We start from the raw sequence: 12,581 nt of genomic DNA on the forward strand, positions 1-12,581 counted from the left end.
GAAGCATTCATTCCACTCTCGGGAATGTGCGGGATACCCCCGTAGAGGGGGTTGGTGCCCCGGAATAAAAAATTTTATTTCTTCACAGTGATGTCGATTCCAAACCTCTCCGCGTTCCTGTCCGCGATGGCCTGTATCTTTGCGATCTCCGCGTCGTTCCTCTTGGGGGTGAAGAGGTGCCGGAACCTCCTCTGCTGCGAGAGGTACTCCTCGACGGGTTTCCTCGCGACCTTCTTTGCGCGGGTAAGCTGCCCGTTCTCCATCTCGAAGATGACGAAGAGCCCTGTCTCGACCGCGAGCCTCGCGATCGCGAGTGTCTTTTCGCCCTCGAAACCCCAGCCGGTGCAGCAGGGCGCGTGGACCTGGACGTAGCAGGGCCCCTCCGTGTCGAGGGCTTTTTTTACTTTCTTCTTCAGGTCGGGGATGTACGCGATCGAGGCCGTCGCGACGTAGGGTGCGCCGTGCGCCGCGAGGATTGACGGGAGGTCCTTCTTCGGCCTGCGGTTCCCCGTCGAGCACCTCCCCGCCGGGCTCGTCGTCGTGCTCGCGTCGTAGGGGGTTGCCCCGGACCTCTGGATCCCGGTGTTCATGTAGGCCTCGTTGTCGTAGCAGATGTACACGAAGTCGTGGCCGCGCTCGAACGCGCCCGAGAGGCAGAGCATCCCGATGTCGAAGGTCGCCCCGTCCCCTCCGAGGGCGATGACCTTCTCCTTCCTCCCCTGCTTCTTGAGCGCCGCGGATATCCCGGATGCGACGGCCGCGTTGTTCTCGAAGAGCGAGTGGATCCACGGGACTCTCCATGCAGTCTCGGGGTAGGGAGTGGAGAATACCTCCATGCACCCAGTCGCCGAGACGATGATCGTGTCCGGCCCCGCCGCGTCGAGGATGGCGCGTGCCGCGAGTGCCGCGGCGCACCCCCCGCACGCCCTGTGCCCGGCCTCGAAGAGGGGACACTGTTCTTCTCCCGTCATTTCAGGACCTCCTCGCGGAGACCGTAGAAGATGTCTCCTTTCCCTTCCATTGCCATCTTGACGACCGATTTCACGTCCTTCTTGGCCACGTCCCTCCCCCCGAGCGCAATCACGTAGTCGAGGACGGGGATGTTGCTCCCGTAGAGTGCATCCCTCACCTCGAGGGCCACTGCCCCCTTCGACCCAAGGGAGATATTCTTGTCGAGGACGGCGACGGCCGAGACGCCGGAGAGTGCCTTCCTGATCTCCTCGGCGGGGAACGGCCGGAATGCCCGTATCTTGAGGAGCCCCGCTCTCGTCCCTTCTTTCCTCATCTCGTCGATCGCGTCCTTCACCGTCCCGCAGATGGACCCCATGGCGACGATCGCGCAGTCCGCGTCGTCCATCCGGTACTCCTCGACGAGTCCCGAGTAATCCCTCCCGAACATCTCGCCGAACGCGCGGCCGGCCTCCTGTATCACCCGGGCCGATTCCCTCATCGCCCTGTCGATCTGGTACCTGAATTCCATGTAGTAATCGGGGGAGGCGAAGAGACCGATGGAGATCGGGTCCTTGCTGTCCAGCTTGTGGACGGGCTTGTAGCGGGGGAGGTAGCTGTCGACCTGCTCCTGCGTGAGCATGTCCACCGGCTCGTACACGTGGGAGAGGATGAACCCGTCGAAGCAGACGAACGCCGGGAGGAGGACGCGGCTGTCCTCCGCGACCCTGTAGGCGATGTAGTGGAGGTCGGTTGCCTCCTGGCAGTCCTCCGCGTAGAACTGGAGCCAGCCCGAGTCGCGCAGCGAGATGGAATCCTGCTGGTCGTTCCATATTGAGAGGGGCGCGCCGAGCGCCCTGTTCGCGATGGACATGACGACGGGGAACCGTAACCCCGCGGTGTTGAAGCAGACCTCGAACATCAGCGCGAGACCCTGTGAGGTCGTGGCCGAGTAGACGCGCGAGCCCGCCGCGGACGCCCCGAGGCAGGCAGAGAGGGCCGAGAACTCGCTCTCCACGGTGATGTACTCCGCGTCCAGCGTGCAGTTGGCGACCATCTCGGCGAGGGCCTCCACGATGTGGGTCTGCGGCGTGATCGGGTACGCGGCGACGACGTCCGGCCTGCACATCCGGACCGCGTGGGCCACGGCGTGCGACCCTTCCATGATCTCCATCATCCTACTTCTCCTCCTTCTGCATCTCGATGGCCTCGCCGGCGCACTCCTCGGCGCACAGGCCGCATCCCTTGCAGTAATCGTAGTCCGGCTCGAAATACCCCTCCGCGGTCTCCACGATGCACCCTTCCGGGCATATCTGGACGCAGAGCCTGCACTTCGTGCACTTTTCGCGCGAGAAGACGGGGCGGAACGTCCGCCAGCTCCCCGTCCTGTTTGCGCGGGACGTCCCCGGCCGCGAGGAACACCCTAGCCCGAGCGCCATTTCCTACGCCACCCCCTTCACGAACTCGTACGCCTCGCGCGCTGCCGCGATGTTCTTCTCGGCCATTTCCCCCTTGAACCTCCCGCGGATAGCCTCCTCGAGTGCCCCGAGGCTTATCTCGCCGCTCGCCGCGGCGAATGCACCCATGAGGGTCGTGTTGGTGATGGGAACGCCGAGGTGTTTCAGGGCGATGCTCGTCGCGTCCAGCGTGATCACCCTCACTCCCGGGGGAACTTTCGTCTTCAGGGGCTTCTCGGTGTTCACGATGACGATTCCCCCGGGCTTCAGGCCCTGGAAGACATTGACGTCGGCGATGAGCGTGCTGTCCTGGACGATGATGTAGTCAGGCTCGTAGACCTGGCTCCGCAGCCTGATCTTCTTGTCGTCGAACCGGACGAATGCCTGGACAGGGGCTCCCCTCCTCTCCACGCCGAATGCGGGGAACGCCTGCGCGTAGACGCCGCCCGCAAAGGCCGCCACGGCGATCAGTTCCGCGGCCGTGACCGATCCCTGTCCGCCACGACCATGAATACGCAGCTCGCGCAAGGAAATCACTGTATCATTTTACATTATTAATCATAATAAAATGGTGCGATTCGGTCGTTTCACCGCTGTACCGGGATCCCGAGGACCGAGTCCGCGCCGCGGGAGAAGACCTCCCTTGCGATGAGCGAGAGGCCATCCGCGGCGCACCACTCGTCGTAGATGGCAACGTCCCTCCCGAGGAGCGCTCCGACGCCCTCCCCCACCGCTGCAGCCATGCTCCCCGCGACGGCGACCCGGGCACGGGGGGCGAGGAGGAGGAGGGCCGCGCATTCCATCGCGGCGAAGAGGGCGAGCGCGGGCAGCCTCTCCCCCGGCGGGAGCGTGTGGTTCACGCCGGCCTGCAGGAACGCCTGGTTCGCCGTGATCTCCCCGCGGTCTATCCTCCGGATGGCATCCACGTCGAGTGCGCCGTGTTCCGTCCCCGGGGCAAAAATGCAGGCATCGATGGCGCCGACGATCCTCCCTTCCCGCACGAGGAGCGTGACGGTGTTCGAGCTCACGTCCGAGACGACCACGTCGGGGCCCAGGTCACGCGCCACGAGGTAGGCGATGCCGACCTTCTCGGGGCTCGCCTGGTGCGAGTAGACCCTGAAACGGGGATCCGTCGGGGACCCGCGGTGGAGGCCGGGGACCGCGACGGCGGGAACCCCGCTCGCCGCGATGACGTCAAAGACCCGCGTCCCGCCACCCGTGTGTTTCCCGGCACCTTCCCTGCTGACGACCCCCCTGTGGGAGAGTCTCCCCACGGGGGTGATGGCCGAGAAATTGTCCCCCATCGAGTAGGAGAGCGCGATTCCCTCTATCTCCCCGACAGGGCAGATTGCCCCGATGTCCTCGAGCGTGAAGCGGACGGCGTCCCCCCTCGGAACCTTGAACCTCGGCCCGCCGGGCCCCGCGGAGAACCTGATCGCCGAGGTCCCGTGGTCGATCCCGATGAACATAACACTACTCCTTTACGTGGGAGAACCAAATATTAGGGTATTATGGCCTGCGTCGTGACGGGGGGTGCGGGATTCATCGGCTCGCACCTCGTGGACGCTCTCGTGGCCCGCGGGGAGCAGGTCTGCGTCATCGACTCGCTCGTGACGGGATCCGAGCGGAACATCGCGGGCCACATCGCGGGGGGGAGGGTCCGGCTCGTGAGGGAGGATCTCCTCGGGGACGGCTGGCAGGACTGCCTCTCCGGGGCAGAGAGGGTGTGGCACCTCGCGGCCGATCCCGACGTCCGGGCGGGCGCGCTCTCCCCGGAGTCGCAGGTCCAGAACAATATCCTCGCGACGTGGCGTGTCCTCGAGGCGATGCGCGCGGCCGGGGTGCCCGAGATCGCTTTCACCTCGACGTCCACGGTGTACGGGGACGCGAGGATTATCCCGACGCCGGAGGATTACGCTCCCCTCGAGCCCGTTTCCGTGTACGGGGCGACGAAACTCTCCTGCGAGGCTCTGATATCCGCGTACTGCCATAGCTTCGGGATGAGGTCGTGGATATTCCGGTTCGCAAACATCGTCGGGGCGAGGAGTTCCCACGGCGTCATCCACGACTTCATCAGGAAACTCTCCGAGAACCCAAAGAGGCTCGAGATCCTCGGCGACGGCAGGCAGAAGAAGTCGTACCTCGAGGTGACGGCCTGCGTGGAGGCGATGATCTACGCGGCCGACCACTCCTCGGGAACCGTGAACACCTTCAACATCGGCTCGGAGGACTGGATCGACGTCCGCACGATCGCGGACCTCGTCGCCGAGGGCATGGGTCTCTCCGGTGTCGAGTACGTGTTCACCGGCGGGGAGCGCGGGTGGGTGGGCGACGTCCCCCGGATGCAGCTCTCGGTCGAAAAGCTGAAGGCGCTCGGGTGGCACCCGCCCCTCGGGTCGCGGGAGAGCGTAAAAAAGGCAATCTCTGCCATACTGGAGTAGAGGATGGACGTCGTCTCGGCCCTCGTCGTCGTGGTTCTCGGTGCGCTCCCGTTCTTCGAGGCGCGGTACGCGATCCCCCTCGCCATCCTCTACGGCTTTCCCCCCGCGACCGCGTTCGCGCTCGGCATCGCGGGCAACCTCCTCCCCGTCGTTCCCCTGCTCCTCCTCCTCGACCCCGTCTCGGGATGGCTCCGCGCCCGTTCCCGCGCGATGGACAGGTTCTTCTCGTGGCTCTTTTCGAGGACGGGGCGCCACGAGGCGATGGTGCGGCGCTACGGGGCTCCCGCCCTCTTCCTCTTCGTGGCGATGCCGGTCCCCGTCACGGGCACGTGGACCGGCTGCGCCGCGGCCTTCGTGTTCCGGGTCCGTTTCAGGGACGCCCTCGCGGCGATAGCAGCAGGGGCAGTGGTGGCGGCCCTCATCACCACCCTCCCCGTGCTCGGGTTGATGGAACTCTTCGGGGGAGCGTGAAGGGGAGATGGGAGAGAAAAAGTTCGTCGTGGTCGTGGGCGACGGGATGGCCGACGAGCCCCTCGACGAGCTCGGGGGGGAGACTCCCCTCGAGCACGCTCGGACTCCCCACATGGATTCCATCGCGCGCGAGGGGTGCTGCGGGATGCTCCGCACGATCCCCCCCGGCTGCGAACCCGGCTCGGACATCGCGAACCTCTCGATCCTCGGGTACGACCCGAGGGTGTACTACACCGGGAGGGGACCCCTCGAGGCCGCGAGCATGGGGATACCGCTCGGGCCGTCCGAGATTGCATACCGGTGCAACCTCGTCACGATCACGGACGGGATCATGAGGGACTTTTCCGCCGGGCACATCTCGAGCGCGGAGGGGGCAGCCCTCCTCTCTGCCCTCGGGGAGAGGGTCAGGCCGGCCCGCCTCTTCCCCGGCGTGAGCTACCGGAATGTCCTCGTCGTCCCCGGCGCCCGCGGGGCAAGGACCGTCCCTCCCCACGACATCGTGGGCCAGGAGATCGCGCCCCACCTCCCGGCCGGCGAAGACGCGGGAGTCCTCCTCTCCTGCATCGAGGCTTCCGCGCGCGTGTTCGACGGCCACCCCGTCAACCTCTCCCGGGTATCGCGCGGCCTTCCCCCCGCGACCCACGTCTGGCCGTGGAGCGGCGGCCGCACCCCCAGCCTCCCCCCGTTCGAGGAGAAGTACGGGGTGCGCGGCGGCATGATCTCGGCGGTCGACCTCCTGCGGGGTATCGCGCGGTGCGCGCGGATGGAAGTGATAATCGTGCCTGGCGCGACCGGGTACCTCGACACCGATTACCACGCGAAGGCCCGCTACGCGCTCGACGCGCTCCGCCGGCTCGACTTCGTCTACGTCCACGTCGAGGCCCCCGACGAGGCGGGGCACCTCGGCAGCCTCGAGGAGAAGATCCGGGCAATAGAGAGGCTTGACGGGATGATCGGCGAGATCCTCCGCGGCTGCAGGGCGCGGGTCGCGGTCCTCCCCGACCACCCGACACCGCTCCGGACGCGCACGCATTCCGCCGAGCCCGTCCCGTTCGCGATCCTCGGTGCAGGGCGCGACGGGTGCCGCTCCTTCTGCGAGAGGGAGGCGGCCTGCGGCTCGCTCGGCACCCTCGACGGTCCACGGTTCCTCTCCCTCTTCCTCGGCGCCGAGGGTCCCTGACCGCGGCGGGGACGCGGACCCCCCCCCAAAAGGCTTGTATGGGACGACACCCACCTGCCCATGGTGACATGAAGGAATTCTCCCTGTGCGACGACCTCGAGAAGGTCGCGGGGCCCCTCTCTCCCCTCCAGCGCGTCCTCCTCGGGACCGACGGGTCGGTCACGCGGCTGCTCGAGCTTGCCTGCGGCGCACCCGTCGCGATCGTGACGAGGCTCCAGGAGGTCATCCCCGCCGACGACGAGGTCGCCGAGAGGCTCCAGATCCACCCGGGCGACGAGGTGAACCACAGGATCGTCGAGCTCGTGGACACGCGCTCCGGCGAGACGCTCATCTACGCCGAGTCCTACACGCCCCTCTCGAGGCTCTCGCCCTCCTTCCGCGACGACCTCATGCGCGCGGACATCCCCATCGGCAAGATCCTCGAGCACCACAGGCTCGAGACCCGCCGCGAGATCATGGGGGTCTCCGCGGGGCCGAGGTCGCCGGAGGTCGCAAAGGCCTTCGGCCTCGGCGGGAACCCCCTCTTCCTCTCGCGCAGGTACAGGATCATCCACAGGGACCTCCCGCTCATGCACATCGAGGAGACCTTCCCCGCGTCGCGCTTCTCGGGCGAGCGGCACGTCGTCGTCCGTGCCCCCTCGCGCATCCACCTCGGGCTCCTCGACATGAACGGGAGCCTCGGCCGCGTGGACGGCGGGATCGGGATTGCGCTCGCCGAGCCGGGGATCGTCCTCTCCGCCCGCCGGGGCAGCGGTTTCTCGGTGACGGGGGGCGACGCGGACGCTCAACACCGCGTCCTCGCGGCAGCCCGGGCCGTCGCGACGGCGCTCAAGCTCCCCGGCGGGGCCGAGTTCACGCTCCGGTCGATCTACCCCGGCCACGTCGGCCTCGGCCGCGGGACGCAGCTTGCGCTCTCCGCGGCAACTGCCCTCTGCACGCTGTACCACCAGGCCTGCACGCCGCGCGAGGCCGCGCGCATGACGGGGAGGGGGGGGACGTCCGGGATCGGGACGGCTGCATTCGCGCTCGGCGGGTTCATATGCGACGGCGGCCACAGCCTCGGTGACGGGGGGGACAAGTCGGCGTTCCTCCCTTCCTCCGCGTCGCGCGGCGTGAGGCCCCCCGAGGTGACCGTGCGGCACCCGTTCCCCGAGGGCTGGAAGATCATCCTCGCCATCCCCCGCGCCGCCGGAGGGGCGAGCGGAAACGTGGAGAGGGACGTCTTTGCCTCGCACTGCCCGGTCCCCCTCGAGGAGGTCCGGGAGCTCTCCCACATCGTCCTCGTCGCGCTCCTCCCCGCCCTCGTCGAGGGTGACATCGAGCTCTTCGGCAGGGCAGTGGAGAGGATGCAGGACCTCGGGTTCAAGAGGGTCGAGAACATGCTCGCGCCGCCCGTCACGCGGGAGCTGCGGGAGGCGATGCGCGACGCGGGCGCCGCGGGTGCAGGCTTGAGCTCGTTTGGACCCACCGTCTTTGGCTTTGCCGAGGGGGACGCGGGCGAGATCGAGCGGGCCTGCAGGGAGGTCCTCGACCGCGCCGGGGGTGGCGAGACGATCTGCACGCGCGCGTGCAACACGGGGGCGCAGGTGACCGTGACGTGACCGCGGGCGGCCGCAAGCCGCACCCCCGCGAAACGGGTACCGGGACTCCCCCGGCCCGCCGGGGGATCATTCATTAGATACCACCCGCAGAGTATGGTACGATGGATGGGCAAGGGCAGAGGACCCTCTCGATCGGAGTCACCGTGAACCTCGAGAACTACGAGAACCTCCGGCTCGAGGTGAGCGGCCCCGTGGAGACCGAGGAGGATGCAATGGACCTCGCGCGGTTCCTCGACTCCATCCTGCGGAAATTCGGCCAGGGCGACGAGGCCTCGAGGGAGAGGGTGGACTCGTTCAGGCGGCGTATCCTCCCCCGGCAGGAGGGGGTGGTAGCGACGGAACCCCCTCTCTCAAGGGCCGAGACGACGGATTCCCAGCCGAAGGAATCCCCGCAAGTGCCGGAGAATGCGGCGAAACCGGCTGCGGCCGCGCCCGCGGCCGAGAAAAGGGAGACCGAGGAACTCCACGCGTGCGAGGCGTGCGGCGCTCCCGTCAAGCCGGCGGACCGGAAGATGAGCATGCTCTTTGCGAGCAGGACGCTGTGCAGGAAATGTCTGCGGAACGTGTAGGCCCGGCACACCCCCCGCGCCGGGAGGGGCAGGGATGGGCAGCCTGAAGAAGAACCTCCTCATGTGGGACGAGACCCTCTTTCGCGACCCCGAGGTCTTCGAGATCGACTACGTGCCCGAGCAGTTCAACTTCCGCGAGACGCAGATGAGGGAACTCTCCTTCCAGATCAGGCCCGCGCTGAAGGGGGGGCGGCCGCTCAACACGGTCTGCAGGGGCCTCCCGGGCACGGGGAAGACGACGAGCGTGAGGAAGCTCTTCGCCGAGATCGAGGAGGTGACGAAGAAGATCGTGCCCGTCCACGTCAACTGCCAGATCGACAACACGAAGTTCTCCATATTCGCGCAGGTGTACAGGAAACTCTCCGGGCACCTCCCCCCCTCGTCGGGGACATCGTTCAAGCAGGTCTTCGACGCGATCGCGAGGATCCTCCAGAAGGAGGAACAGGTCCTCCTCGTCGCCCTCGACGACGCGAATTACCTCCTCTACGAGAACGAGTTCAACAGGGTCCTCTACTCGCTCCTCCGCTCCTACGAGGTCTACCCCGGTCTCCGCACGGGGGTGATCGTCATCATGAGCGACTTGGACATCGACCTCGCGCGCGTCGTCGACGCGAGGGTATCCTCCGTGTTCCGGCCGACGGAGATCTACTTCCCGCCCTACACGGTGGACGAAGTGAGGCAGATCATCGGGGAACGCGTGATGCAGGGCCTCTACCCCGGCTGCCTCTCCCCGGAAATGTTCGACCTCGTCGTGGAGCAGACACAGAAGAGCGGGGACCTCCGCGTCGGAATCGACCTCCTCAAGCGCGCCGGCCTGAACGCGGAGAAGAGGGCGAGTCGCAAGATCGAGCGGGAAGACATCTGCAGCGCGTACGAGGTCTCGCGGTACATCCACCTCGCCGCCACAGTAAAGACCCTCCGCCCGGAGGAGAAGGCGGTTCTCGCCACGCTCGCCCGCCACGCGGAGGGCGGGGGCGAGATGCACGCGGGGGACGTGTACAAGGCGGTACGGGAGAAGTCCGGGATGGGGTACACACGGTTCTACGAGATCATCAGGAAGCTGGACGCGATGCGCCTCGTGAACCTCGAGTACCGAGACGGGAAGGGTCGCACGCGGGTCATCACGCTCCGTTACAATCCGGCGAAAATCTGCGAGTATATCTCCTGATCCCTTTTATAAAACAATCATTTGGTAACTCTTATCTCTTGTCCGACCATGTTGTATGGTAAAGGGGGTACTCCACGTGCTCAGCGTGAATGAACTTGCTCTCGAGATATTTGAAAACCTGGCGGAATACGCAGAGGAATTCAACGCCACGTACCACGAATTGGATAACGGGGCCCGGATCATCGACTGTGGCGTGAGCACCCGCGGGGGCTACGCCGCGGGGCGGGCCTTCACAGAAATCTGCATGGGGGGACTCGGCGAGGTCAATTTCCGGATGGGGTCCATAAGGGACATCCCCGTCCCTTTCATCGACGTGTTCACGGATTTCCCCTCCATCGCGTGCCTTGGCTCGCAGAAGGCCGGGTGGACCATCAAGCACAACAATTACTTCGCGATGGGCAGCGGTCCCGCGAGAGCGCTCTCCCTCAAGCCGAAGCACACGTACGAGGTCATCGAGTACGAGGATGACTTCGATTCTGCGGTGATTGCCCTCGAGAGCGACCATCTCCCCAACGCCCAAGTGATGGAGAAGATCGCCGAGGACTGCCACGTGGATGTGGCAAACGTCTGTGCCGTGGTTGCCCCGACATCGTCGATCGTCGGATCCATCCAGGTCTCCGGCCGGTGCGTGGAGACCGCGGTGTACAAGCTGAACGAACTCCACTTCGACACGCGGAAGATCACCGCGGCGATTGGCACGGCGCCGATACCCCCCGTCAGGGGGCCGAAACTCGCGATGGGTGTCACGAACGACGCGACCATCTACCATGGCCGCATCATGCTCACGGTGAAGGCGCCCGAGATCCGCGAGTACCTCGAGAAGATCCCGAGCAACAAGTCGAAGGGGTACGGGAAGCCGTTCAATGAGATCTTCAAGGAAGCGGGGTACGACTTCTACAAGATCGATACCTCGCTCTTCTCCCCCGCCGAGGTCGTCATCAACGAGATCACGGAGGGCGTGGTGTACCACTGCGGCGGGGTGAATCCCGAGGTGACCCTGAAGTCCTTCGGTCTCCTCTGACGCGAAACGGGCAGGGAATGAGAACTTCCCCTCTTTTTCCCGGCTGGCCACCGCTCCCCTCTCCCGCTCCTCCCCGCCCCGTCCCGCGATTCCCCGGCGGGAGCACGCGCTCCGCGATTCTCCGGGCTTGCGCGCGAGGCTGGTGACCGGGAGCGTGGAAGATCCATACCGGGATCCATACCGGGAAGCGTGGGAAGAAGAATACGCGCGGAAGGGTCGCATCTACGGGCGGGTCACAAGGGACCTCCCGTGGCCCGGCCCCGGCACGCGGGTCCTCGACGTGGGGTGCGGTGACTGCAGGGGTCTCCACTGCCTCGGCGGTCCGGAGCTCCGCAAATATTTTGCCTGCTACGTGGGGATCGACCACGCGAGGGCTGCGCTCCGGTCCTGCCGGAAGATCTCCTCCCGTGCACCGGGCGTCCACGTGGTCCTCGGGAACGGGATGCGCTTACCCTTCCGGGACGGGTCCTTCGACATGGTCTTCCTCGTCCACGTCCTCGGGCACGTGCTCCTCGCCGATAGAATGCGCATGGCACGCGAGGCTGCCCGCGTCGCGAGGATGGGGGGAGAGGTATTCGTCAGGGTTTTTTCCCTCTCCGATTTCCGCGCGGGACGGGGCGAGGAGGTCGAGGAGGGGACCCGGGTGAGGGGGACGGGGATTCCCACCCACTTCTTCTCCCGCGACGAGATCTGCGACCTCTTTCCCGATCTCTCCCCCGTCACGCTCCGCGAGGTCTCGTGGATGATGGGTGTCGGGAAGGGGCAGAGAAAGCGGGCGGAAATAGAGGGACTCTTTGCGAGGTCCCCCTGATCAGCACGGTCCCGCGGGGACTTCGCCCGCGGCCCGGAATTCCCGCCGCGAGTCCCAACAGGTGCCTTTAATACCCTGACAGGTGAACCCTTCTCGCTGTCTTGGGCCCGTGGTCTAGTCGGTTCATGACGTCGCCCTTACACGGCGGAGGCCGCCGGTTCGAATCCGGCCGGGCCCATGGCGACGGGTTCCCGGGCACTCCCCTGTTTCGCACGGCCACCACGTGCAGGCGACAACACCGGGGATCCCGACCCCTGCTTTTCGGCCGGTGCGCCGGCCACCCTCCCCGCCACGCGGACCGCTCCCGGGAAGGGAGGGGACACAATAGAAAAGTATTTAAGGGGTACCTGCGGCACCCCTCCCCGCGGGGGCCGGATTTTCACCCCATTTTATGCGATCCCTGTCAGACACACCCCTTTCCGGGATCCGGAGCCGTCCCGTATACGATTCCCCCTGCGTTCCGGAAAAATTAATAATTGCGGTTATTTTTTCAATTGGGTCGATTATAATTCTTTTTCCACGTGGATGGATAATCTCGGTCCAATCGGAAATTCCGTTCCAAGACGTCTGACGCATGTCAAAAGGGGCGAGGAAAATACCCTTTCGACCATGGCATTTATATAGGAGAACGTAAAATGGTTTTTTGGTGCACCGTTCAGCGGGCGACGCCTGCCTGAAAAAGCACTATACAATCAAGGTGGCATCAATATAGGCAGTACTCCAGGCTTTAAAGGTGGCGGCGCTTCCCGGTACACCAGAATGAGATATCACATCGGAGTGAAAAAGGTATCGGATCGCACCGGGGAGGTTCCCCGGTGCATCCCAAAGTTCACCGTAAAAGACTGCTTTTCCAAGAAGGAGATTTTATAGGGAGATTCCTCGGAACCGGCCGACAAGGAGGACCGGGTGGTCCG

The 12,581-nt window shown here is 65.5% G+C and carries 13 protein-coding genes and 1 tRNA gene; 9 read left to right on the top strand and 5 right to left on the bottom strand.

Going from position 1 to position 12,581, the window contains the following annotated elements:
• Positions 1-74: 74 nt before the first annotated feature.
• From QFX32_06790 to QFX32_06810, 5 genes are read right to left on the bottom strand one after another with little or no spacing between them, the layout of a single operon-like run.
• Positions 75-971 carry a thiamine pyrophosphate-dependent enzyme gene (locus tag QFX32_06790; protein MDI9633747.1) on the bottom strand — a complete coding sequence of 299 codons (897 nt, stop codon included), beginning with the start codon at positions 969-971 and terminating at the stop codon, positions 75-77.
• Positions 968-2,125 carry a transketolase C-terminal domain-containing protein gene (locus tag QFX32_06795; GenBank protein MDI9633748.1) on the bottom strand — a complete coding sequence of 386 codons (1,158 nt, stop codon included), beginning with the start codon at positions 2,123-2,125 and terminating at the stop codon, positions 968-970. The genes QFX32_06790 and QFX32_06795 overlap by 4 nt, the downstream gene beginning before the upstream one ends.
• A 1-nt stretch (position 2,126) precedes the next feature.
• Positions 2,127-2,387, bottom strand: coding sequence for a 4Fe-4S binding protein (locus QFX32_06800; protein ID MDI9633749.1), 261 nt, complete (start codon positions 2,385-2,387; stop codon positions 2,127-2,129).
• A 3-nt stretch (positions 2,388-2,390) separates the two neighbouring features.
• Entirely contained in the window at positions 2,391-2,933 is a 543-nt protein-coding gene (locus QFX32_06805) for a pyruvate ferredoxin oxidoreductase subunit gamma (GenBank protein MDI9633750.1), read from the bottom strand.
• Between the two features lie 59 nt (positions 2,934-2,992).
• Positions 2,993-3,874, bottom strand: a complete 882-nt coding sequence (locus tag QFX32_06810) for a methanogenesis marker 12 protein (GenBank protein ID MDI9633751.1) — start codon at positions 3,872-3,874, stop codon at positions 2,993-2,995.
• A 42-nt stretch (positions 3,875-3,916) separates the two neighbouring features.
• Here QFX32_06810 and QFX32_06815 point away from each other — a divergent pair, with 42 nt between their 5' ends.
• The 9 genes from QFX32_06815 to QFX32_06855 all read left to right on the top strand — a co-directional run bounded on the left by QFX32_06815 (position 3,917) and on the right by QFX32_06855 (position 11,845).
• A complete protein-coding gene (locus QFX32_06815) occupies positions 3,917-4,846 on the top strand; it encodes an NAD-dependent epimerase/dehydratase family protein (protein MDI9633752.1) in 930 nt (309 codons plus the stop codon).
• 3 nt (positions 4,847-4,849) lie between these two features.
• Positions 4,850-5,317 carry a small multi-drug export protein gene (locus tag QFX32_06820; GenBank protein MDI9633753.1) on the top strand — a complete coding sequence of 156 codons (468 nt, stop codon included), beginning with the start codon at positions 4,850-4,852 and terminating at the stop codon, positions 5,315-5,317.
• 7 nt (positions 5,318-5,324) lie between these two features.
• Positions 5,325-6,497 carry a cofactor-independent phosphoglycerate mutase gene (locus tag QFX32_06825; GenBank protein ID MDI9633754.1) on the top strand — a complete coding sequence of 391 codons (1,173 nt, stop codon included), beginning with the start codon at positions 5,325-5,327 and terminating at the stop codon, positions 6,495-6,497.
• Positions 6,498-6,565: 68 nt separating this feature from the next.
• Complete coding sequence (locus QFX32_06830) at positions 6,566-8,098, top strand: beta-ribofuranosylaminobenzene 5'-phosphate synthase (protein ID MDI9633755.1); 1,533 nt, start codon at positions 6,566-6,568, stop codon at positions 8,096-8,098.
• 101 nt (positions 8,099-8,199) lie between these two features.
• Positions 8,200-8,667, top strand: coding sequence for a hypothetical protein (locus tag QFX32_06835; protein ID MDI9633756.1), 468 nt, complete (start codon positions 8,200-8,202; stop codon positions 8,665-8,667).
• A 34-nt stretch (positions 8,668-8,701) separates the two neighbouring features.
• The gene (locus QFX32_06840) at positions 8,702-9,835 is read left to right on the top strand and encodes an ORC1-type DNA replication protein (GenBank protein MDI9633757.1); all 1,134 of its coding nucleotides are present in this window, start codon (positions 8,702-8,704) and stop codon (positions 9,833-9,835) included.
• 76 nt (positions 9,836-9,911) lie between these two features.
• Positions 9,912-10,856 carry a methenyltetrahydromethanopterin cyclohydrolase gene (gene mch, locus QFX32_06845; protein MDI9633758.1) on the top strand — a complete coding sequence of 315 codons (945 nt, stop codon included), beginning with the start codon at positions 9,912-9,914 and terminating at the stop codon, positions 10,854-10,856.
• A 127-nt stretch (positions 10,857-10,983) separates the two neighbouring features.
• Positions 10,984-11,667, top strand: a complete 684-nt coding sequence (locus QFX32_06850; protein ID MDI9633759.1) for a class I SAM-dependent methyltransferase — start codon at positions 10,984-10,986, stop codon at positions 11,665-11,667.
• Positions 11,668-11,770: 103 nt separating this feature from the next.
• A tRNA-Val gene (locus QFX32_06855) sits at positions 11,771-11,845 on the top strand.
• Positions 11,846-12,581 lie beyond the last annotated feature (736 nt).

The sequence above is a fragment of the Methanolinea sp. genome, assembly GCA_030055515.1.
Lineage (GTDB): Archaea > Halobacteriota > Methanomicrobia > Methanomicrobiales > Methanospirillaceae > Methanolinea_A.

Excerpts from the sequence above, each read along its gene's own strand:
- QFX32_06790 (MDI9633747.1), bottom strand. The coding sequence starts at position 971 with ATGACGGGAGAAGAACAGTGTCCCCTCTTCGAGGCCGGGCACAGGGCG.
- QFX32_06795 (MDI9633748.1), bottom strand. The coding sequence starts at position 2,125 with ATGATGGAGATCATGGAAGGGTCGCACGCCGTGGCCCACGCGGTCCGG.
- QFX32_06800 (MDI9633749.1), bottom strand. The coding sequence starts at position 2,387 with ATGGCGCTCGGGCTAGGGTGTTCCTCGCGGCCGGGGACGTCCCGCGCA.
- QFX32_06810 (MDI9633751.1), bottom strand. The coding sequence starts at position 3,874 with ATGTTCATCGGGATCGACCACGGGACCTCGGCGATCAGGTTCTCCGCG.
- QFX32_06815 (MDI9633752.1), top strand. The coding sequence starts at position 3,917 with ATGGCCTGCGTCGTGACGGGGGGTGCGGGATTCATCGGCTCGCACCTC.
- QFX32_06820 (MDI9633753.1), top strand. The coding sequence starts at position 4,850 with ATGGACGTCGTCTCGGCCCTCGTCGTCGTGGTTCTCGGTGCGCTCCCG.
- QFX32_06825 (MDI9633754.1), top strand. The coding sequence starts at position 5,325 with ATGGGAGAGAAAAAGTTCGTCGTGGTCGTGGGCGACGGGATGGCCGAC.
- QFX32_06830 (MDI9633755.1), top strand. The coding sequence starts at position 6,566 with ATGAAGGAATTCTCCCTGTGCGACGACCTCGAGAAGGTCGCGGGGCCC.
- QFX32_06835 (MDI9633756.1), top strand. The coding sequence starts at position 8,200 with ATGGATGGGCAAGGGCAGAGGACCCTCTCGATCGGAGTCACCGTGAAC.
- QFX32_06840 (MDI9633757.1), top strand. The coding sequence starts at position 8,702 with ATGGGCAGCCTGAAGAAGAACCTCCTCATGTGGGACGAGACCCTCTTT.